This window comes from Methylobacterium sp. 4-46, assembly GCF_000019365.1.
Taxonomy (GTDB): domain Bacteria; phylum Pseudomonadota; class Alphaproteobacteria; order Rhizobiales; family Beijerinckiaceae; genus Methylobacterium.
In genome coordinates this window covers 4,214,834-4,233,864 of record NC_010511.1, presented here as the reverse complement: position 1 = coordinate 4,233,864, position 19,031 = coordinate 4,214,834, and the positions used below count along the sequence as shown (strand labels likewise).

General features: G+C 73.9%; 21 protein-coding genes. 12 read left to right on the top strand and 9 right to left on the bottom strand.

The features are described from left to right. Positions 1-212 precede the first annotated feature (212 nt). Genes larB through M446_RS18225 form a run of 3 tightly spaced genes read right to left on the bottom strand, consistent with a single transcriptional unit; the run spans position 213 to position 2,931 of the window. Positions 213-881, bottom strand: a complete 669-nt coding sequence (gene larB, locus M446_RS18235) for a nickel pincer cofactor biosynthesis protein LarB (protein ID WP_012333578.1) — start codon at positions 879-881, stop codon at positions 213-215. Further along, complete coding sequence (locus tag M446_RS18230; protein WP_012333577.1) at positions 878-1,681, bottom strand: adenine nucleotide alpha hydrolase; 804 nt, start codon at positions 1,679-1,681, stop codon at positions 878-880. The genes larB and M446_RS18230 overlap by 4 nt, the downstream gene beginning before the upstream one ends. Next, positions 1,678-2,931: a LarC family nickel insertion protein gene (locus M446_RS18225; RefSeq protein WP_012333576.1), complete on the bottom strand. Its 1,254-nt coding sequence runs from the start codon at positions 2,929-2,931 to the stop codon at positions 1,678-1,680. Before M446_RS18225 ends, M446_RS18230 begins: the two co-directional genes overlap by 4 nt. Positions 2,932-3,267: 336 nt before the next feature. Here M446_RS18225 and M446_RS18220 point away from each other — a divergent pair, with 336 nt between their 5' ends. Together M446_RS18220 and M446_RS18215 are read left to right on the top strand one after the other, a co-directional pair. Continuing rightward, a complete protein-coding gene (locus M446_RS18220; RefSeq protein WP_012333575.1) occupies positions 3,268-5,298 on the top strand; it encodes a M23 family metallopeptidase in 2,031 nt (676 codons plus the stop codon). A gap of 171 nt (positions 5,299-5,469) precedes the next feature. After that, positions 5,470-5,994, top strand: coding sequence for a DUF1993 family protein (locus M446_RS18215; protein WP_012333574.1), 525 nt, complete (start codon positions 5,470-5,472; stop codon positions 5,992-5,994). A gap of 83 nt (positions 5,995-6,077) precedes the next feature. On the opposite strand, the gene M446_RS18210 is transcribed toward M446_RS18215, so the two are convergent. Continuing rightward, positions 6,078-6,509: an SRPBCC family protein gene (locus M446_RS18210; RefSeq protein ID WP_012333573.1), complete on the bottom strand. Its 432-nt coding sequence runs from the start codon at positions 6,507-6,509 to the stop codon at positions 6,078-6,080. A gap of 356 nt (positions 6,510-6,865) precedes the next feature. Continuing rightward, positions 6,866-7,336, bottom strand: coding sequence for an Lrp/AsnC family transcriptional regulator (locus M446_RS18205; RefSeq protein ID WP_012333572.1), 471 nt, complete (start codon positions 7,334-7,336; stop codon positions 6,866-6,868). A gap of 124 nt (positions 7,337-7,460) precedes the next feature. Here M446_RS18205 and M446_RS18200 point away from each other — a divergent pair, with 124 nt between their 5' ends. The 7 genes from M446_RS18200 (at position 7,461) to M446_RS18170 (ending at position 13,872) form a co-directional block, all read left to right on the top strand. Next, positions 7,461-8,435, top strand: a complete 975-nt coding sequence (locus M446_RS18200; protein WP_012333571.1) for a mitochondrial fission ELM1 family protein — start codon at positions 7,461-7,463, stop codon at positions 8,433-8,435. Positions 8,436-8,468: 33 nt separating this feature from the next. Further along, positions 8,469-9,446 (top strand): thioredoxin-disulfide reductase, encoded by a 978-nt coding sequence (gene trxB, locus M446_RS18195; protein WP_012333570.1) that lies wholly within the window; start codon positions 8,469-8,471, stop codon positions 9,444-9,446. A 133-nt stretch (positions 9,447-9,579) separates the two neighbouring features. Next, complete coding sequence (locus M446_RS18190) at positions 9,580-10,470, top strand: LysR family transcriptional regulator (RefSeq protein ID WP_012333569.1); 891 nt, start codon at positions 9,580-9,582, stop codon at positions 10,468-10,470. A gap of 231 nt (positions 10,471-10,701) precedes the next feature. Continuing rightward, positions 10,702-11,757 (top strand): AI-2E family transporter, encoded by a 1,056-nt coding sequence (locus M446_RS18185; RefSeq protein WP_012333568.1) that lies wholly within the window; start codon positions 10,702-10,704, stop codon positions 11,755-11,757. Positions 11,758-11,857: 100 nt separating this feature from the next. Then, a complete protein-coding gene (locus tag M446_RS18180; protein WP_012333567.1) occupies positions 11,858-12,094 on the top strand; it encodes a hypothetical protein in 237 nt (78 codons plus the stop codon). 15 nt (positions 12,095-12,109) lie between these two features. Beyond that, a complete protein-coding gene (locus tag M446_RS18175) occupies positions 12,110-13,402 on the top strand; it encodes an App1 family protein (RefSeq protein ID WP_012333566.1) in 1,293 nt (430 codons plus the stop codon). Between the two features lie 29 nt (positions 13,403-13,431). After that, the gene (locus M446_RS18170; protein ID WP_012333565.1) at positions 13,432-13,872 is read left to right on the top strand and encodes a YidH family protein; all 441 of its coding nucleotides are present in this window, start codon (positions 13,432-13,434) and stop codon (positions 13,870-13,872) included. Positions 13,873-14,010: 138 nt separating this feature from the next. On the opposite strand, the gene ruvB is transcribed toward M446_RS18170, so the two are convergent. Together ruvB and M446_RS18160 are read right to left on the bottom strand one after the other, a co-directional pair. Then, positions 14,011-15,066: a Holliday junction branch migration DNA helicase RuvB gene (ruvB, locus tag M446_RS18165; RefSeq protein WP_265576378.1), complete on the bottom strand. Its 1,056-nt coding sequence runs from the start codon at positions 15,064-15,066 to the stop codon at positions 14,011-14,013. Beyond that, entirely contained in the window at positions 15,063-15,311 is a 249-nt protein-coding gene (locus tag M446_RS18160) for a DUF6894 family protein (RefSeq protein WP_012333563.1), read from the bottom strand. The genes ruvB and M446_RS18160 overlap by 4 nt, the downstream gene beginning before the upstream one ends. A 218-nt stretch (positions 15,312-15,529) precedes the next feature. Here M446_RS18160 and M446_RS18155 point away from each other — a divergent pair, with 218 nt between their 5' ends. The 3 genes from M446_RS18155 to M446_RS18145 all read left to right on the top strand — a co-directional run bounded on the left by M446_RS18155 (position 15,530) and on the right by M446_RS18145 (position 18,254). Beyond that, positions 15,530-17,440, top strand: a complete 1,911-nt coding sequence (locus tag M446_RS18155) for a transglycosylase domain-containing protein (RefSeq protein ID WP_012333562.1) — start codon at positions 15,530-15,532, stop codon at positions 17,438-17,440. A gap of 267 nt (positions 17,441-17,707) precedes the next feature. Continuing rightward, entirely contained in the window at positions 17,708-17,920 is a 213-nt protein-coding gene (locus tag M446_RS18150; protein ID WP_012333561.1) for a hypothetical protein, read from the top strand. A 145-nt stretch (positions 17,921-18,065) separates the two neighbouring features. Further along, entirely contained in the window at positions 18,066-18,254 is a 189-nt protein-coding gene (locus M446_RS18145) for a hypothetical protein (protein ID WP_012333560.1), read from the top strand. Between the two features lie 292 nt (positions 18,255-18,546). On the opposite strand, the gene M446_RS18140 is transcribed toward M446_RS18145, so the two are convergent. Further along, positions 18,547-18,816 carry a hypothetical protein gene (locus M446_RS18140; protein WP_012333559.1) on the bottom strand — a complete coding sequence of 90 codons (270 nt, stop codon included), beginning with the start codon at positions 18,814-18,816 and terminating at the stop codon, positions 18,547-18,549. After that, complete coding sequence (locus M446_RS39010) at positions 18,813-19,022, bottom strand: hypothetical protein (protein WP_050777497.1); 210 nt, start codon at positions 19,020-19,022, stop codon at positions 18,813-18,815. The genes M446_RS18140 and M446_RS39010 overlap by 4 nt, the downstream gene beginning before the upstream one ends. Positions 19,023-19,031: the final 9 nt, after the last annotated feature.

Below are 19,031 nucleotides of genomic sequence, written 5' to 3'. Positions count from 1 at the left end.
TACCAACGCCCCAGGAGGCTGCCGCACCGGGGCGTCGACCATCCCGGATTCGCGACACCAAGCCAAAGGCTTGGCGACGATCCGGGAACGGAACCAGCGGTCATGAGACATGACCGCCGGGATCAAGTCCCGGCAGACTTGCCCGAGACCGTTCCGCTGAGCGGGCCCGCCCGGGGTCCGGGCGGCCCGGCGGGTCACCCCGCCCGCGGGCCTCACGCGCCGGCGAGCCGGCCCGCCGCGTGGAGGAAGCGCAGGGCGGCGCAGGCCGCCCCGTAGCCGTTGTCGATGTTCACGACCGCGAGGCCGGGCGCGCAGCTCGCCAGCATCACGTCGAGGGCCGGGCGCCCGCCCGCGGCGACGCCGTAGCCGACCGAGGTGGGCACCCCGATCACCGCCCCGGCGACGAGGCCGCCGAGCACGCTCGCCAGGGCCGCGTCCATCCCGGCGACCGCGACGACGACCGGATGCGCCCGGATCTCCTCCAGGCGCCGGGTGAGCCGCCACAGGCCGGCGACGCCGACATCGGCGATCACGGTGGCGGCCTCGCCCGCGTAGCGCAGGGTGCGCTCCGCCTCGCGGGCGACCGGCAGGTCCGAGGTGCCGGCCGCCACGATGGCGATCCGCCCCTGCCCCCGGACCGGCCGCGGCGGCCCGAACCAGGCCGTGCGCGAGAGGTCGCAATAATCGATCTCCGCCCGCAGGGTCCCGGGCAGCGCGGCGAGTTTCTCCGGGTCGAGGCGGGTCACGAGGAGGCTCGCCCGCCGCTCCGCCGCGGCCGCCAGGATCGCGGCCACCTGCGCGGCGGTCTTGCCGGCGGCGTAGACCGCCTCCTCGAGGCCGATCCGGGCCGGGCGCTCGACGTCGAGGACGAACTCCGTCATCGGGCGCTCCCGGTCAGGAAGGCGCTGCCGACCCGGTAGGGGGCGAAGCGGATCTCGGCGCCGACGAGGTCGACGGGCGCCTCTCCGGCGATGCGCAGACCGAGGGCGACCCGGTCGTCCGCGGTCAGCGCCGAGAGGCTCGCCGGGTCGAGCTCGACCACGATGCCGGAGGCGCGCACCCGGCAGCGCACCGCCCGCCGGGGCCCTGGCGCGCCGCCGAGGACCTCGCTCACCAGCCGCTCGACGGCGTGGACGAAGCCCAGCGTCGCGGGCTCGATGGGGATGCCGGTCTCGACCCGGCTCGACAGGCAGGGCGCGGCGGGCAGTTCCGCCACCGCGCCGAGGCCGAGGCGGCGGGCGAGCGCCCGCACCGCCTCCTTGCCCATCCCGGCCTCCACGAAGGGGTGGCGCACGCCGTAGGCCTTCGCGGCCTCCAGGCCCGGCCGGTACTCGCCGAGATCGTCGAGGTTGGCGCCCGAAACGATCACCCGCCCGGTGAGGGCGCGGATCGCCCCGTAGAGGTTGGTCTTGCAGAAGAAGCAGCGATTGACCGGGTTGCGGCGGTAGGCCGGGTCGCCGAACTCGCCGGCCTCGATCACGGCCAGGTCCCAGCCCTGGCGCGCCGCCTCCTCCCGCACCCGCCGCGTCGCCTCCTCGGGCACGGCGGGGGAGACGGCGTGGACCATCCGGGCGCTGCCGCGGCGGGCGACGCTGGCCAGGGTGAGGCTGTCGACGCCGCCGCTCACCGCGACGGCGACCGGGCCGATCCCGGCGAGGACGGCCTCCAGGCCGCCGCTCACGAAGCGTCCCCGCCGAGGGCGCGCCGCTCGGCCGCCCGGCGCAGGGCCGCGCGGGCCGCGTGGCCCTCGCCCGCCGCGTCGTCGGCCTCGGCCTTGGCGGTGCGCCCGCCCGGCCGCTCGACGCTCTTCACCCGCACCTCGCGCCCCTCGACCGTCACCGTCTCGCTGCGGCGGGGCAGCGCCACGCCCGCGACGATCCGGTGGCGCAGGCCGATCGTGGTCGTCTCGCGGAAACAGGCGGCGATCACCGCGTCGAGGGACTCGGCCCGTGCCAGCACGCGGATATGGGTCATCATGCGGCCCTTCTTCCCGAAGACCGGCGCCTGGACGACGTCGTGCACGGCCGGCTCGGCGCGCAGCCGATCGAGCCCGATCGCCAGATCCTCCGCCGATTGGTCGTCGACCTCGAACTCGATCACCCCGAGATCCCGGTGCAGGCCCGCCCCGGCCCCCTCCGGCCCCGCCGGGTCGCCGGGCAGGGGCTCGAAGGCGAGCACCCGCAGGCAGTTGCTGAGCCCCGGCAGGGTCCGGGCGCCGAAGCCGATGCCGCTCGCCCCCATCACCCGCGGCCCGTCGAACCGCCCCCGCCCGCCGAGATGGCGCAGGATCGCGGCCCCGGTCGGGGTCACCCGCTCGCCCGGCACGCCGTCGTCGATCACCGCGAAGCCCCGGAGCAGGAGGGAGGTGGCGGGGGCGGGCACCGGCAGCGCGCCGTGCGCGGTCGTCACCCGGCCCGCCCCGAGCGGCAGCGGGCCGACGCTCCAGTCCGCGGGCGCGAGCGCCGCGATCAGGTGGGCGGCCCCGACGATGTCGGCGATCGAGTCCCAGGCGCCGACCTCGTGGAAGGCGACCTCCTCGACCGGGATGCCGTGGACCCGCGCCTCGGCCTCGGCGAGGTGGCCGAAGATCGCGAGCGCGTGCTCGGCGACCGCGGGCGCGAGGTCCGCCCCGCGCAGGGCGCGCCGGATCTCCGCCCAGTGCCGGTGCGCGTGGGCGTGGGCGCCCTCGGCATGGTCGTGACGGGGGTGGCCGCCATGGGGATGGTCGTGGTCCCGGGTCGGCGCGACCAGGAAGCGGCGCCCCTGCAGCACGCCGTCGCCGTGCGGCACGAGCCGGCAGGAGACCGACGCGCCGGCCACCCGCCGGATGCTGTCGACGAGGCCGGCCTCGTGCTCCGGGAAGGCGTCGAGGAGCGCGGCGACGAACATGTCCCCGGCCATCCCGCCGACCGCATCGAGGTGAAGGTGCATGCCGCCTCGCGTGAAACCTGCCCGGGAGATCGCGCGGTCCGCGCGCAGGGCAAGGGAGATCGCGCGCTCCGCGCGCTGGGCAAGGGAGATCGCGCGCTCCGCGCGCTGGGCAGGGGCCGGCAGAAAGCCGCAGCCGGGATGCCCGCGACCCGATCGCGCCCGTCCGATTCGCGCCGCGCCTCAATCCTGACATCCTGGCGGGCGAAAGCCCTGAGGATCGGCGCGGGTCCTGCGGTTGATTTCGGTCCGCGGCCTGCGCATGGTCGCGTCGGCAGCCGCACGGCGCCGCGTCCCCTCCCCGCCCGGGCGAGGCATGCTGTCCTTCCAGGAGCCACGGTGAAGCGCGCGCGCCTCGACCCGGCCGGGTCTCCGCCCCCCTCCCCCCGCGCGGGACGCAACCCCGATCCCGGCCACGAGCCGCCGTTGAACCTCGCGGGCGTGGCCTCCTCGCAGACCGACCGGCGCGACGTGAACCTGCGCTGGCTCACGGCCTGCGTGCTCACGGGCATGGCCGGGACGGGCCTGATCGGCTCGGCGATCTGGATCTCCCTCCAGGGCGAGGCGAGCTTCGCGCAGCTGCCGCAGGCGGCCGCGATCGCCGCGCGGCCGCAGCCGAGCGACGGCGGTTCGAACGCCGCCCGCAAGGGCGACCGGCTGGTGCGCAACCCGATGGTGGCGCTCGCCAAGCAGAGCTTCCGCGCGCCCGTGACGATCCGGGCGGGCGAGCGCGAGATCATCAAGGTGCGGCCCTTCGTGCGGATCGCCACCGCGCTCTCGGCGACGGCCGGGCTCGCGGCGACCGACATCCCGGCCTTCGACCCGATGCGCTTCTTCAGCGAGCCCGGGGCCGAGCGCGCGCCCGAGCCACCGCCGACCGAGGCGCCCGATGCGGACGTCTCGGTGGTCAAGCGCGACCTCGCCGAGGCCGCCGTGGGCCCGGGCGCCCCTGCCCTCACCGAGGAGGACGTGGAGGCGCAGCTGGAGGAGGAGCGGCGCCTCGCGGCGGAGGCCGGGCGCCTCGCCGCCCTGCCGATCGCCCCGCAGCTGATGCTGTCGCGGGCCCTGCGCGGCTTCCCGGCCCTGCCGGCGCTCGACTCCGAGTTCGGCCGCGATTCGGGCCCGTTCAAGTCGATCGAGGTGCGGGTCCTGCGCGAGAACGTCACCGACCTCGCCAAGCTGGAACCGCGCGGCACGCCCCTGGTCGAGGAGCGCGACGTCACGATCCGGCGCGGCGAGACCCTGGAGAGCGTGCTGCGCGCGAACGCCGCCGCGGACGACCAGGTCCGGCCGATCGTCGCCGCCCTCGGGGGCTTCGCGCGCACGGCCTCGACCGGCGAGGGCCAGCAGATGCGGCTCCTGGTCGGCCCCGGCGCCAAGCCGGGCGATCCGCGCCAGATCAACCGGGTCATCCTCTACGGCGAGCGCGGCATCGAGGCGATCGCCGCGATGAACGACCGCGGCCAGTTCGTGTCGGTGACGCCCCCCGGCCAGGAGGGCGCCCCCGCCAAGGCGGTCCCCGCCCCCGGCGCGGACGAGGACGAGGAGGGCACCGGGGCGCGGCTCTACGCGAGCCTCTACGAGACCGCCGCCCGGCACGACCTGCCGCGCAGCATGGTCGAGGACCTCGTGCGCATCTTCGGCTACGACGTCGATTTCCAGCGCCGGGTCGGCAGCGGCGACAACCTCGAACTCGTCTACACCTACGACGAGGAGGGCGGCGGCTCGGCGGAGCGGCCGGACCTGCTCTATGCGGCGCTGACGGTCGGCGGCGAGGCCCGGCGGGTCTACCGCTTCCAGTCGCCGGACGACGGCACGGTCGAGTATTTCGACGACATGGGCCGCTCGCTCAAGAAGTTCCTGATCCGCAAGCCGGTGACGGACGGGAACATGACCTCGGGCTTCGGCTATCGCCGCCACCCGGTGCTGGGCTACGCCAAGCTCCACACCGGGGTCGACTGGTCGGTGCCGATCGGAACGCCGATCGTGGCGGCGGGCAACGGCACGGTGCTGAAGGCGGAGTGGGATTCGGGCTACGGGCGGCGGGTGGAATTGCAGCACGCCAACGGCTACGTCACCACCTACAACCACATGTCCCGGTTCGGGCGCGGCATCGCCGCGGGCGGCCGGGTGCGGCAGGGCCAGGTGATCGGCTATGTCGGCTCGACCGGCCTGTCGACGGGCGCGCACCTGCACTACGAGGTCATCATCAACGGGCACTTCGTCGACCCGATGAAGATCCGCGTGCCCCGCGGCCGCGAACTGGACGGACGGCTGCTCGCCGAGTTCCGCCGCCAGCGCGACCAGACCGACGGGCTGATCCAGAAGGCCTCCGGCGGCGCGCTCGCGCAGCGCGAGGCGATGCGCTGAGAGGTTGGACCTCTCGCGACGTCCGGCGCGGGCGTTTGACCGGGAGGCAAGGATCGCGAGAAGTTCGGGACCCTGCGCGCCGCTACCTTTCAGTATCGATCATGAGAACGCGTACAATGATGGCATCCGCCACGGGGTGGATGCCAGCGATGGCGCAGTGGGGTCGTTCCGATGGCGACATCATTCTACGAGCTCAGCGTGCCGACCTTCCTGCAGACCGTACGCGCCATTGCGGGCTTCCTCGACCGCGCGAGCAGGCACTGCAGCGAGACGGGCGCCGACCCGGATGAATTCGTGAGAGCCCGGCTCTCCGATGACATGGCACCCTTCCATTTCCAGATCGAGGCCGCTTGGCACCATGCCGTGTGGGGGCTGGAAGCCGCGAAGACGGGTGTATTCGCGCCGCCCGGCTTGGTCGGACCGGTTCCCTTCGTCGAGCTGCAAGCCATGATGGGCAAGGCGGAAGCGGCGCTGGAGGCGTACACCCCCGACGAGGTCAACAGCTGGGCGGGCCGCGAACTGGACCTTCAGATCGGTCCGCGGCGCTTGGCCTTCACGTCGGAGGCCCTGATCCTCTCGTTTTCGCTGCCCAACTTCTATTTCCACGCCGTCACCGCCTACGACATCCTGCGCGCGCGGGGCGTGCCGATCGGCAAGCGCGACTACGAGGGACAGCTGCGCACCCGCCCGGCATAGCGCAGGGCAAACGCGTCGAGTGTCCGCTCAAGGTGGAGGCTGCATGAGAACGTCGGCCCATACCGAACCCGCAGGCAAATCCTTTACGTTGCAGACATTCCAGTCCGCAACGCGACATGCTTGGAGAAGTTGTCGAGGATGGCCTGCCACCCACTGCGCTGCTGCGCGAGGGGGAACACGGCGTCGGGATCGAACGACACCGTCACCCGGGTGTGGTCCCCTTCCGGGGTGAATTCGACCACCGCTCGACGGTCGCCGAAGGCGAACTCGATCCGCTCGTTCTCGACGATCGTGGTGTAGGTCCCCTCGAAATCGAAGCCCATGCTGCCGTCCTTCGCCTCCATGCGCGACGAGAACTGTCCGCCCTCGCGAAGGTCGACGCTCGCGCTCGGGCAATGCCAGTCGGCGGAGGCGAAGTTCCACTCCCTGATCTGCTCGGGCGACGTGTAGGCCGTCCACACGATCGCGACGGGTGCGGGAGCGACCGTCCGTACCGTGATCCGTTCCTGAGCCATTGATGCACCGTCTCCAGCCAAGATCCAGGCCCTCCGGCCCGCACCTCAGCTCAGATCGGCCCTCGCGGCAACCGCTGATGCGAACGATCACCAGAAACAACCCCTGGTGCGGTTCCCGCATCCCCGCCAGGCCGCCGGTCCGGCCCCGCGACTCCGCGACCGGGCCGTCGCCGTGACGCGGCACGGAAGCGTGGGCCGCCTGCCAAGATCGCGGATGCTCCCGATGGATCGGACGCGGCCGTCGATCGGTCCGAGCGGATCGGTTCGGATACCGGAGAGGGCCTGCACGCCGGGCCGCGCCGCGGCTCCCGGTCCGGCTCCGTCGGTGCAGCCGAACCCGCCGGCTCGGCGGAGGCTCAGGCGATCGGCAGCGGCACCACCGGCTCGTCCTTGATCTGGTCGAGGGCGAGGGCCGTGCGCACGCTGCGCACGTTCGGCAGGGCGGTCAGGTCGGCGACGAGGCGCTGGAAGGCCGGCAGGTTGGCGGCCACGCATTTGAGCAGGAAGTCGGTCTCGCCCGAGAGGGTCCAGCATTCCCGCACGGCGGCCCAGTTGCGCATCTCGGCCGCGAAGGCCGCGATCTCCGCCTGGCCCTGGGCGGCGAGCTGCACCATCGCGAAGCAGACCACCTCGTAGCCGAGGAGCTTCGGATCGAGAAGCGCCCGGTAGCCGCGGATGATCCCGGATTCCTCCAGCGCGCGCACCCGGCGCAGGCAGGGCGGGGCCGAGAGCCCGACCCGGCGCGCCAGCGCCACGTTGGTGATGTTGCCGTCGGCCTGCAGCTCGCGGAGGATCGCCCAATCGATGGCGTCGAGGCGGACGGGCAAGGGGCTCGGCGATCCTGGCTGGGACGGAGAGAGTCTGGTCACTAGCGGGCGGGGCAGGCCGAGACAAGCCGGGGCCGCCCGGCACCGCTTGACTCCGGCGCCGGGCCGGGCCGATGCGGAGCGGGTGACCACGCTCCCGCCCGGCACGACGGCCTGGATCCTCACCGACGGCAAGGCCGGCGACCTCGCCCCCTGCCGCGGCCTCGCGCAGGCGCTCGGCCTCGTCGCCGAGGAGCGCCGCGTGGCGCCCCGCCCGCCCTTCTCCTGGCTCGCCCCCCGCGGCCCGGCCGACCCGCGCGACCTCGCCCTCGCCCCGCCCTGGCCCGACCTCGCCATCGCGGCCGGGCGGCGCGCCGTCCCGGTCCTGCGGGCGCTGCGGCGCCGGGCGGGGGCCGCGACCTTCACGGTGTTCCTGCGCGACCCCCGCACCGGCCCGGGCGCCGCGGACCTGATCTGGGTGCCGGAGCACGACCGCCTGCGCGGCCGGAACGTGCTCGTCACGCTGGCCGGCCCCCATCCGGTCTCGGCCGCCCGCCTCGCGGCCGCCCGCGCGGCGCCCGACCCGCGGCTCCGCGCCCTCCCGGCCCCCCGCGCGGCGATCCTGGTCGGCGGCGACGACCGGCGCGGGCGGGTCCGCCCGCAGGCCGCCGCGGCCTTCCTGTCGGGCCTGGAGCGCCTCGCCGGCGAGGCGAGCCTGATGATCACCCCCTCCCGGCGCACGCCGCCCGCCCTGCGCGCGGCCCTGCGGGACCTCGCGTCGCGACGCAGCGGCTTCTTCCATGACGGGAGCGGCGCCGATCCCTACCTCGCCCTGCTGGCGCTCGCCGACGCGATCGTGGTGACGGCCGACAGCGCCAACATGGTCGCGGAGGCCGCCGCCACCGGATCCCCGATCCTCCTCGGCGAGCTCACCGAGACCTACGCCCGCCATCGCCCGTTCTTCGCCGCACTCCGGCAGTACGGAGCTGTGCATCCGTTCGATGGCAGACTTGAAGGTTCTCGTTACGAACCCTTAGATTTCACCCCCGCGATCGCAGAGGCCGTCGCGGCCGCCTATCTGAGGCGGCGCGATCCGCAGACCCACCCGGGCGGCCCGTGAGGTCGTCCCGGGCCGGGAGGCCCGGAGATTCCGATGTCCACCACCCACGAGAAGCTCATCATCATCGGCTCGGGCCCGGCGGGATACACCGCCGCGATCTACGCCGCCCGCGCGATGGTCGAGCCGCTGCTGATCTCCGGCTTCCAGCCGGGCGGCCAGCTCATGATCACGACCGACGTGGAGAACTACCCGGGCTTCGCGCAGGCCGTCCAGGGCCCCTGGCTCATGGAGCAGATGCGCCTGCAGGCCGAGCATGTCGGCACCCGGATCGTGTCGGAGTACATCGCCAAGGTCGACCTGAAGCAGCGGCCCTTCCGCCTGGAGGCGGATTCCGGGGCCGTCTACACCTGCGACGCGCTCATCGTCGCGACCGGCGCCCAGGCGAAGTGGCTCGGCCTGCCCTCCGAGGCGAAGTTCCAGGGCTTCGGCGTCTCGGCCTGCGCCACCTGCGACGGGTTCTTCTTCCGCGGCAAGGAGGTTCTGGTCGTGGGGGGCGGCAACACCGCGGTCGAGGAGGCGCTCTACCTCGCCAACCTCGCCGCCAAGGTCACGGTCGTGCACCGCCGCGACGCGTTCCGGGCGGAGCGCATCCTGCAGGAGCGGCTCTTCCGGCACCCGAACGTCGAGGTGGTCTGGAACCACACGGTCGAGGAGATTTGCGGGCGCGAGAGCCCGGCCCCCTCGGTCACGCACGTGCGGCTGAGGGACGTCGCCACCGGGGCGGTCAGCGAGCGCAGGGCGGACGGCGTCTTCGTGGCGATCGGCCACCAGCCGGCGACCGCGCTCTTCGAGGGTCAGTTGCCCCTGCGCGCCGGGGGCTACCTCGCGGTGACGCCCGGCACGGCGGCGACCGAGATCCCGGGCGTGTTCGCGGCCGGGGACGTCACCGACGACGTCTACCGCCAGGCGATCACGGCGGCCGGGATGGGCTGCATGGCCGCCCTGGAGGCGGAGAAGTACCTCGCGAACCTGGCGATCGGCGAGACGCCGCGCCGGGCCGCGGCCGAGTAGGCGGGAGAGCGGGACCGGTCGCGACGGAGCGGGGTCCCGCCCCGCTCCGTCGCGGCCCCCAAACAATTCGCGTTCGCGAGAGCCGCCCGCCGCAACCCGCCGGCCGGGGACTCTGGCGCGGGGATGAACGGCCGTGGATTGGGACAAGATCAGGATCTTCCTGAACGTCGCGGAGGCGGGCAGCTTCACGAAGGCGGGTGACGACATCGGCCTCAGCCAGTCGGCGGTGAGCCGCCAGATCAGCGCGCTCGAGCGCGAGCTGAAGGCGCCGCTCTTCCACCGGCACGCCCGGGGCCTGATCCTGACCGAGCAGGGCGACCTGCTCTTCCGCGCCGCGCGCGACATGAAGATGCGGCTGGAGACGACCCGCGCCCGGCTCGTGGAGACGAGCGAGCGGCCCTCGGGCGACCTCAAGGTCACGACCACGGTCGGCCTCGGCACCGCGTGGCTGTCGCAGCGGGTCTCGGAATTCCTCGACCTGCACCCGGAGGTGCGGATCGAGCTCATCCTCACCAACGAGGAGCTCGACCTCGCCATGCGCGAGGCGGACGTGGCGATCCGCCTGCGCCGTCCGGCCCAGCCCGACCTGATCCAGCGCCGCCTGTTCACGGTGCACTACCACGTCTTCGCCTCGCTCGAATACATCAAGCGCTTCGGGGAGCCGAAGTCGATCGAGGACCTCGACAAGCACCGGATCGTCTCGTTCGGCGGCGACCAGCCCTCCTACCTGATGGCGACGCACTGGCTCTCGACCGCCGGCCGGGAAGGGCGCGAGCCGCGCAATGTGCACTTCACGGTCAACAACATCTCGGCCCTGCAGGTGGCGGTCGAGACCGGGGCCGGGATCGGGATCCTGCCCGACTACGCGGCGAACGGGAATCCGCTCCTGCAGCAGGTGCTGCGCGACATCGAGATGCCGAACCTGGAGAGCTACCTCGTCTACGCCGAGGAGATGCGCTCGGTCGCCCGCGTCCAGGCCTTCCGCGACTTCCTCGTCGCCAAGGCCCAGCGCTGGACCTATTGACCGCGCCGGGCGCGACGTCCGCCGCGGGCGCCGGGTGCGAGGGCTGAGGGCCGAGGGCGGCGCCCGGACTGCGCGGGAGGATCCCGCTCCTTCGTTTCGCCGTCGCACGGGGGCGACCTGATCAGGTCGCGACTCTGGGCCGCCTATGCGGCCGCACGGACGCGCCGCCATTCCCGTGTCAGACATTGTCCCTCCCGGCGCCTGTTCGGCAGCCCGTGTCGGAGCCGCCCCATGCTCGATCCCGTTCGCCCGTCCGACCCGCTCACCGTCGCCCCGTTCCCCGGAACGCCCCATCGGCTCGAGACCGCAACCCAGATCCTGGCCGGCCTCGCCCTCGTCGCCGTGCTGCACTTCCACCTGCTCGGGGCGCTGCTCGCGGGATTGCTCGTCCACGAACTCGTCCACCTGCTGGCGCCCCGGCGCAGCGACGCCCTCGTGCACCACCACACGGCCAAGGTCATCGTGGTGGCCCTGCTCGCCGGGGTGATCGTCGCGGCCGTGGGCGCGGCGATCCTCTGGCTGGTCGGGCTGCTGTCGGGCGGGTCCGATAACCTCTCGGTCCTGCTGCGCAAGATGGCCGAGGTGATCGAGACGGCGCGCTCGCGCCTGCCGCCCTGGCTGGTCGGCTTCCTGCCGGAGGAATCGACCGAGCTGAAGGCCGCGGCCGCGACTTGGCTGCGCGAGCATGCCGGGCAGGTGCGGGCGATCGGCCAGGACGTCTGGCGGGCGCTGTTCCACCTGGTCTTCGGCCTCGTGATCGGCGCCATGGTGGCGGTGAGCCGGGAGACCGGCCTCGACGAGCGCCCGCCCCTCCTCCACGCCCTGACGAACCGGGTGCGGCTGCTCGCCTCCGCCTTCCGCAGCGTGGTCTTCGCGCAGGTGCGGATCTCGGCCCTCAACACGGCGCTCACCGCGCTCTACCTGCTGGTCGCGGTGCCCTGGCTCGGGATCGCCCTCCCCTTCACCAAGACCATGGTGGTGATCACCTTCCTGGCCGGGCTGCTGCCGGTGGTCGGCAACCTGATCTCCAACACGGTGATCGTGCTGGTCAGCCTCAGCGTCTCGCCGGCGCTCGCCCTCGGCTCGCTCGGCTTCCTGGTGGCGATCCACAAGCTCGAATACGTCGTGAATGCCCGCGTGATGGGCGGGCAGATCCGCGCGCGGGCCTGGGAGCTGCTGGCCGCCATGCTGGTGATGGAATCGGTGTTCGGCCTGCCGGGCCTCGTCGCGGCCCCGATCTTCTACGCCTACCTGAAGAACGAACTCGCCCTGCGCGGCCTGATCTGAGCGCGCCGGGGCGCCGCGACTTTTCCCGCAGCGCGGCGTCCCGATCGGCCTCCTCCCGCGTTGTGCTCTCGCGCGGCCCGGGCCGCGGCAGGAGCGCGAGATGACGAAGCTGTTCATCGCCAGAATCGTCGAGGCCGACGCGGCGCGCCCGCTCGTCACCGTGCGGGCCGCGGGCGAGGGCGAGGCCCGCCTGTTCCTCGAAGCGGCCTATCCGGCCGCGCGGATCGCCGACCTCGCGGAGCCCGGCGAGTGGGTCAGCGACGCCGATACGGGTCGCGAGGCCGGCGACGTCCGCGAGCATCCGGGCGTCACCTGGCAGGCGCCGTCGAACCTCTAGGCGCGGCGGACGGCCATGACGGGCGCGCGGGCAGGCCGGCTGAGGCGGGCCGCCGGCTGGATCCTCGGCCTCGCCGCCCGGCCGGTGCGCCGGGCGCAGGGGCGCAGGGGCGTGGCGGTCGAGGTCTATCGCGGCTACGGCTCGGCACAGGAGATCTTCCTGATCGGCCGCGCCTTCCGGCAATCCGAGGCCGAGCGCGCGGCCGATCCGGACGACCTGCGCGCGCAGCTGCGCGACATCGGCCGCCGCATCCGGCGCCGGCGCCTGCCCGGCCTCGCCGTGGAGGCGCGGTTCGGCGGCAGCGCCGCCCGCACGGTGACGGACCGGGACGGCTATTTCCGCATCCATCTCTGCCCCCGCCCGCCCGGGCCGGGCGAGGGGGCGTGGCACCCGGTCTCGATCCGCCTCGCCAGCGATCCGCCGGTCGAGGCGCGGGGCGAGGTCTTCATCCCGCCGCCGCGCTGCCGCTTCGTGGTGATCAGCGACATCGACGACACGGTGATGCACACCGGCGTCGCCAACAAGCTGAAGATGCTCTGGCGCCTGTTCGTCGCCGACGCGACCCGCCGCGTCGCCTTCCCGGGCGTGGCGGCCCTGTACCGGGCGCTCCATGCCGGCGCGGGCGGGGCCGAGCAGAACCCGATGCTCTACGTCTCGCGCGCCCCCTGGGGCATCTACGACATGCTCTCGGAATTCTTCCGCCTGCACGACATCCCGGTCGGGCCGGTGCTGTTCCTGCGCGAATGGGGCCTGTCCTGGCGCCATCCCCTGCCCCGCCGGGCCGAGGACCACAAGGCCGAGCTGATCCGCCGCATGCTGGTGCTCTACCGCGACCTTCCCTTCGTGCTGATCGGCGACAGCGGCCAGCACGACCCGGAGGTCTATGCGGGGATCGTGCACGCGCATCCGGGCCGGGTGCTCGCAGTCTACATCCGCAACGTGTCGCGGGCGCCGGAGCGCGCGGCGGAGATCGCCCGGCTCGCGCGCGAGGTGGCGGCGGCCGGCAGCAGCCTCGTGCTCGCCGCCGACAGCCGCGCCATCGCGGCGCACGCGGCCGGCCTCGGCCTGATTGCGGCCCCGGCCGTCGAGGCGGTCGCCTCCGAGAAGGCGGCGGCCGAGGGCGCGACCCGGCCCCGCCGGCCGCGCCGCATCACCCGGCCCACCCCCGAGGCCACCGCCACGGCCGCGTCCGGCGAGGCCGTGGAGGCGGCCCTCGGCGGCACCTCGCCCGAGCCGCCGACCGTCATCGTCGAGCCGGCCGGGCGCGGAGAGGCCGGCGACGGGGCGCAGGGCCCGGCGGAGCGGTGAGGATCGGGCGAAAAGTCAGGGAGAGCGCGATGGAGCAGGCGACAGGCAGCGAGCGCCGGACCGAGCAGGCGGCCGAGCGCACGGCCGCCGCCGCGCAGGTCACCAAGGACAGCGCGGACCGCAGGACGGAGCTCGCGGCGGACCGGACCGTCTTCGCGGCCGAGCGGACCTACGCGGCTTGGATGCGCACCGGACTGGTGGCGCTGGCGAGCGGGATCGGGGCGCGCAAGCTGCTGGAGGGGGTGGTGCCGGGCTGGATGATCGTCGGCTTCGGCACCATTCTGGTCCTGTTCAGCGCCTTCTGCTTCGTGGCCGGCGTCTGGCGGCAGGTCTTCGTCGGGGCCCCGCCGCCCCGGCCGGACGTGCCGCGGCTGCCGCCCGCGATCCTCGTCGCGGTGAACGGCTTCCTGGCGCTCGTCGCCCTCGCGGCGCTGCTCGGCCTCTGGTTCGGCCGCGCGCTCGGCGCGTGAGCCCGCGGGAGAAGGCGTCAGACGACATCCGACGGATTGCGTCGCCATCTCCCATTTCGGCCATGCGGATGTCGGCTTCGCTCAAGCGCCGCGCGGGCTTGTCATCCGCTGTCCGGAGGTGATCGTCCGGACAGCGCATCACTCCGGCAGGGCGGCGTCGAGGGGCTCCTCCTCGCGCACCGGCACGGGCAGGCCGAGGTGTCGGAAGGCGTGCGGGGTGAGGAGGCGGCCGCGCGGGGTGCGCTGCACGAAGCCCTGCTGGAGCAGGTAGGGCTCGATGATCTCCTCGATGGCGTCGCGCGGCTCCGACAACGCCGCCGCGATCGTCTCCACCCCGACCGGACCGCCCCCGTAGGAGCGCGCGATCAGCCCCAGATACTTGCGGTCCATGGTGTCCAGACCCGCCGCGTCCACGTCCAGCAGACGCAGCGCCCGGTCGGCGATCGCCCGCGTCACCGTCCCGGCCTCCTCCACGATCGCGAAGTCCCGCACCCGCCGCAGCAGCCGCCCGGCGATCCGCGGCGTGCCCCGCGCCCGCCGGGCGATCTCGTTGGCCCCGTCCGCCGCCATGCCGATCCCCAGCACCCGCGCCCCCCGGGCCACGATCGCCTCCAGCTCGTCCACCGCGTAGAATTCCAGCCGGATCGGGATGCCGAAGCGGTCGCGCAGCGGCGTGGTCAGCAGACCCGCCCGGGTCGTGGCCGCCACCAGGGTGAAGCGCGGCAGCTCGATCTTGACCGAGCGCGCCGCCGGGCCCTCGCCGATGATCAGGTCGAGCTGGTAATCCTCCATGGCCGGGTAGAGGATCTCCTCCACCGCCGGGTTCAGCCGGTGGATCTCGTCGATGAACAGGACGTCGCGCTCCTCCAGGTTGGTGAGCTGCGCGGCCAGGTCCCCCGCCTTGGCGATCACCGGACCCGAGGTCGAGCGGAAATTCACCCCCAGCTCCCGGGCCACGATCTGGGCCAGCGTGGTCTTGCCCAGCCCCGGCGGGCCCACGAACAGCACGTGGTCCAGCGCCTGACCGGTGCGCCGCGCCGCCTCGATGAACACCCCCAGATTCGCCCGCGCCGCGCGCTGGCCCGTGAAATCCGACAGGCTCAGTGGACGGATCGACCCGTCCGGGACCTCGCCGGCCTCCGTGATCGGGGCGAGCCGGGAGCCCGCCACCCTGCGGGCCGCCGGGCCGCTCACGCCGCCACCGCCGCGGGGCCGCATCCGGCCGCCAGGAAGGGCCGGGTGAGGACGCGGCGCCCGGTCAGGTCGTGGACGCTGACGCGCCACTGCGACCAGTCCGCCCGCTCGCCGAGCGCGCCCATCACCGCCCGCGCGGTCTCGGCCGCGCGCGCCGTCAGCCGCGCGGGCGCGCGCACCTCGGCCCCGACCGTGTCGAGGACGCATTCGGCGCCGTTGGTGCAGTGGAAGCGGTAGCGGGCCATGATCCGTCCTCCCTGGCTCTGAGGCCTCGTCAACGATATGTTCACTATATGTTCTCGATCCGGGAGTGCAAGCGCCGGGGCGTCACGCCGCGGGCCGGACCGGTGTCGCGAGGGGGCGGAGCCGACGCGCCGCCCGCACCCTTGTCGAACGCCCGGCGCGATCACACCTGCTCCAGCCGTGGCCGTGTCCCTCCGCGGGACGGCCCTGGAGTCGAGACATGCGCCGCTCCGTCGGCCTCGCCCTGCTCTGCGCGGCCGCGCTCGCCGGTCCGGCGCGCGCCGAAACCCCCGAGACCCCGTCCTTCTGGGACCTGAAACCCGCGGAGCTGCGCGCGCTCGTCGCCGCCCCGCAGGTGATGGTCACCCGCACGGCGACGGGCTTCGACGCCTATTGCCGCTGCCCCGTGGTGCTGCGGCCGAACGAGATCCCGGAGGCGATGAAGAAGGCGATCATCGCCGTCGAGGATCGCCGCTTCCTGGAGCACGGGGGCGTCGACCTGATCGCCCTCGCCGCCGTGCTGCGCGGCGGCCTGAGCCGCGGCGGCAGCACCATCCCGATGCAGCTCCTCAAGAACCTCGTCTTCCACGACCTCCAGGGCCGGGACTTCCTCAGCAAGCTGGAGCGGAAAGGCTCCGAGGTCTGGCACGCCGGCACCTTCGACGGCGCCGTGGGCAAGCAGGAGCTGCTCGCGGCCTACCTCAACCAGATCGAGTTCGGCGGCCGCGAGATCGTCGGGCTCTACCGGGCGAGCCGCCACTATTTCGGCAAGGAGCCGCGCGACCTGACCCTGTTCGAGTGCGCGCTCCTCGCCGGCATGGTGCAGGCGCCCGCCCGCTTCAACCCGCTGAGGGAGGCGACCCGCGAGCGCGCCTACGCGCGGGCTCGCCTCGTCCTGCGCCTGATGGTCGAGCAGGGCAGGATCAGCGAGGCCGAGCGCCTGCGGGCCGAGCGGACCGGGGTGCGGCCCGGGTCGATGCCGGACTTCGCGATCCAGGCCCAGCCCTTCACCGAGTGGGTCGTGCAGAGCTTCGCGCCGCGCACCATGCAGGAGGGCGAGACGCTCCGGTTCTTCGTCACGCTCGATCCGCGCTTTCAGCAGGCGGCCGAGGCGCGGCTCGCCGAGATGGCGGGCAGCGGCGCGATCCCGCCCGCCTACGAGGCCGGGGCCGTGATGATGAGCCCCGACGGGCGGGTGCGCGCGATGATCGGCAGCCTCGATTGGGCGCGCCGCCCCTTCAACGCGGCCGTGAAGACGAGCGTTCAGCCCGGCTCGACCGCGAAGCTGCCGCTCCTCGTCGCGGCCTGCGAGGCGGGCCTGTCGCCGGAGAGCCGGGTGCTGGACCTGCCGCTGACCGACACGTGGCCGTCCAACGGGCATCTCGGCTACCGGGGCGAGACGACGCTGCTGGAGGCGGTCGCCTCCTCGCGCAACGCGGCGTCCGTGCGGCTCGCCCGGGAGATCGGGGTGCCGCGCGTGGCGGAGGCGAGCCGCCGGCTCGGCCTCGATCCGGGGCCGAACCCGGATGCGGGCTTCGTCCTCGGCTCCTACGCGACGAGCGTGATGGCCGTGACGGCGGCCTACGCGGCCATCGCGAACGGCGGCTACCGCGTCGCGCCGACCGGGGTACTCGCCGTGGTCGACGGGCGCGGCCAGGTGCGGGCGCGCTTCCTCGACCCGGCGCGCGCGCGGGCCGTCCCGGCGCGCTGCATCCCGCCGACCCGCCGCATCCTGCGCGAGGTCGTGCGCTCCGGGACCGGCCGCAACGCCGGGCTCGGCTCGCGGGAGGCCTACGGCAAGACCGGCACCTCCACGGGCAATGCCGATGCGTGGTTCGTCGGCTGGAGCGAGGGGCGGGTGCTGGGCGTCTGGATGGGACGGCGGCGGGACGCCGCCGGCGAGGTGCTGGCCGGCAAGGACGCGCCCGCCGCGTATTTCCGCCGCGTCGAGACGAGCGTGAGCGAGATCGTCGAGGCGCGCGCCGGCCGGGCGCGCGGGCCCGCGCGCGAGCCCCCGCCCGGCCGCGTCGCGGCGGGACCGCGCCGGGCGGCCGAGGCGCGCCTGTCGCCGCCGGCCCGGCCGGCGCCCGGCCCGCGCGCGCCCCTGCCGCTGCCGTGGGAGCCCTGGTGAGGCGCGATGCCGGTCGGCCTGATCGTCCCCCGCCGGCCCGATTCTGCGCCGCGGAGCGGGCCCGATCCCGATGACGTCCGGCATGTCGTGAAAACTTGAATGTATCCTGCGGAATTCGGCTCGTCGCGACGGTCACGCGAACCCGCAGACCCCGGACCAAGGTACGAGAGGTGGCAGCGCTGCCCAAGTGTGCAGGCGCTGTTCGGCCCCTTGTCGCCGGCATCGGCAGGCAACACACCTAGGAGAGCGTTCAGCCGGAGGAACTTCATGCCGAACCGGAGCTATATCGTGCGAAAGACACACGATGGCTGGAGCGTTCACGCGGCCAAGACGAATGAACCAGTCCGCCTGAATGGGCGAGAGCAGACCGGCATGTCGCGCGAGGCTGCGGCCGAGCTTGCGAACTCTCTTGAAATGCTCGCGGTCGTGCAGGAATTCCGCGACGAGCGCCCGGTCACCAACCCGTACACTCTCCATTGAGGGGCCGGCGCGCGAGCACCCGGCGGAGGATTCGGACCTCGCGGCCGGAGCGCCGGGCCCGGTGCCGGTCGGCGCCGGGCCGCACGCCCTCGGCCGGGCCGCGTGCTAGCCTTCCGGGTCTCGATCGACCCCGGAGGAGGGTGACATGCATCGTGAGCAGCCCACGCCGCGCCCGCGCCGGGACGAGCTTCGGGACGACGCGCTCGATCACGTGGCGGGCGGTGCCGGGTCGCAACAGGCTCCCGTCGGCGCGCGACCGACCGGCGCGGGCGCCGGCAGAGCGACGTTCACCCCCTTCACGATCACGAGGCTGAACGACAAGGCGACGCCGTAGCGGGCCAAAGAAATGCCGGCGCGGGCATGGCCCGGCCGGCAGTGGGACCGAAACGGGAGCCGGATGGCTCCGACGGTCCCAATGCGGGGTCGCGCCGGCGCGTTCGCGCGCGGGGGCGGAGATCCGTTCGCCAGCGTACCGAAGCGCTGCGGGCTGCCCGCGGCGCCCGGCGGCCCGGCGACGGCCGAGCCCGCCCGGAGCGGAGCCCCTGCGCGGCCGCGCGGCGCTCGAGCGAAGCCGACATCCGCATGGCCGAAATGGGAGATGGCGACGCAATCCGCCGGATGTCGCATCAGGGCTCGCGCGGGTGCTGCGCCTCGATCGCCGCGGCGAGATCCGCGTCGGCGACATCCTCCTCCCACCCGGCGGGCAGGCTCAGCCGGACCGAGTGCGCGCCGCCCGAGGGCGTGCACACCACCGCACGCCTCCCGTCATCGCGGCGCGTCGCGAGGGCGCGATCCGCGGTCTCGGCGCGATCCGCGGTCTCGGCGAGACCCGCATAGGCTTCGAGGCAGGTCCAGGCGGTGCCGTCGCCCGTGGTCACGCTCCGCTCACGCGTCATGGATTCGTCCCGGCGATGGCCGCCGGCGCCGCGAGGGAGGCGCGGGCCGAGCGGTGATGGATGAAGACGCCGCCCGCCCCCTCCCGGAGGTGGCGGTGGCGCGGCGCGTCGTCGACGAGGACGTCGCCCGCCCGGCAAGGGTGCCGCTTGTCGGCCGTCATGCAGGTGATGATCCGCGTGCCGGGGAAGTGCCGGGCCGCGCCCATCGCCGCTTC

Excerpts from the sequence above, each read along its gene's own strand:
- M446_RS18180 (WP_012333567.1), top strand. The coding sequence starts at position 11,858 with ATGACGAAGCTGTTCATCGCCAGAATCGTCGAGGCCGACGCGGCGCGC.
- trxB (WP_012333570.1), top strand. The coding sequence starts at position 8,469 with ATGTCCACCACCCACGAGAAGCTCATCATCATCGGCTCGGGCCCGGCG.
- M446_RS18215 (WP_012333574.1), top strand. The coding sequence starts at position 5,470 with ATGGCGACATCATTCTACGAGCTCAGCGTGCCGACCTTCCTGCAGACC.
- M446_RS18150 (WP_012333561.1), top strand. The coding sequence starts at position 17,708 with ATGCCGAACCGGAGCTATATCGTGCGAAAGACACACGATGGCTGGAGC.
- M446_RS39010 (WP_050777497.1), bottom strand. The coding sequence starts at position 19,022 with ATGGGCGCGGCCCGGCACTTCCCCGGCACGCGGATCATCACCTGCATG.
- M446_RS18170 (WP_012333565.1), top strand. The coding sequence starts at position 13,432 with ATGGAGCAGGCGACAGGCAGCGAGCGCCGGACCGAGCAGGCGGCCGAG.
- M446_RS18160 (WP_012333563.1), bottom strand. The coding sequence starts at position 15,311 with ATGGCCCGCTACCGCTTCCACTGCACCAACGGCGCCGAATGCGTCCTC.
- M446_RS18140 (WP_012333559.1), bottom strand. The coding sequence starts at position 18,816 with ATGACGCGTGAGCGGAGCGTGACCACGGGCGACGGCACCGCCTGGACC.
- M446_RS18210 (WP_012333573.1), bottom strand. The coding sequence starts at position 6,509 with ATGGCTCAGGAACGGATCACGGTACGGACGGTCGCTCCCGCACCCGTC.
- M446_RS18175 (WP_012333566.1), top strand. The coding sequence starts at position 12,110 with ATGACGGGCGCGCGGGCAGGCCGGCTGAGGCGGGCCGCCGGCTGGATC.
- M446_RS18185 (WP_012333568.1), top strand. The coding sequence starts at position 10,702 with ATGCTCGATCCCGTTCGCCCGTCCGACCCGCTCACCGTCGCCCCGTTC.
- M446_RS18145 (WP_012333560.1), top strand. The coding sequence starts at position 18,066 with ATGCATCGTGAGCAGCCCACGCCGCGCCCGCGCCGGGACGAGCTTCGG.
- larB (WP_012333578.1), bottom strand. The coding sequence starts at position 881 with ATGACGGAGTTCGTCCTCGACGTCGAGCGCCCGGCCCGGATCGGCCTC.
- M446_RS18225 (WP_012333576.1), bottom strand. The coding sequence starts at position 2,931 with ATGCACCTTCACCTCGATGCGGTCGGCGGGATGGCCGGGGACATGTTC.
- M446_RS18155 (WP_012333562.1), top strand. The coding sequence starts at position 15,530 with ATGCGCCGCTCCGTCGGCCTCGCCCTGCTCTGCGCGGCCGCGCTCGCC.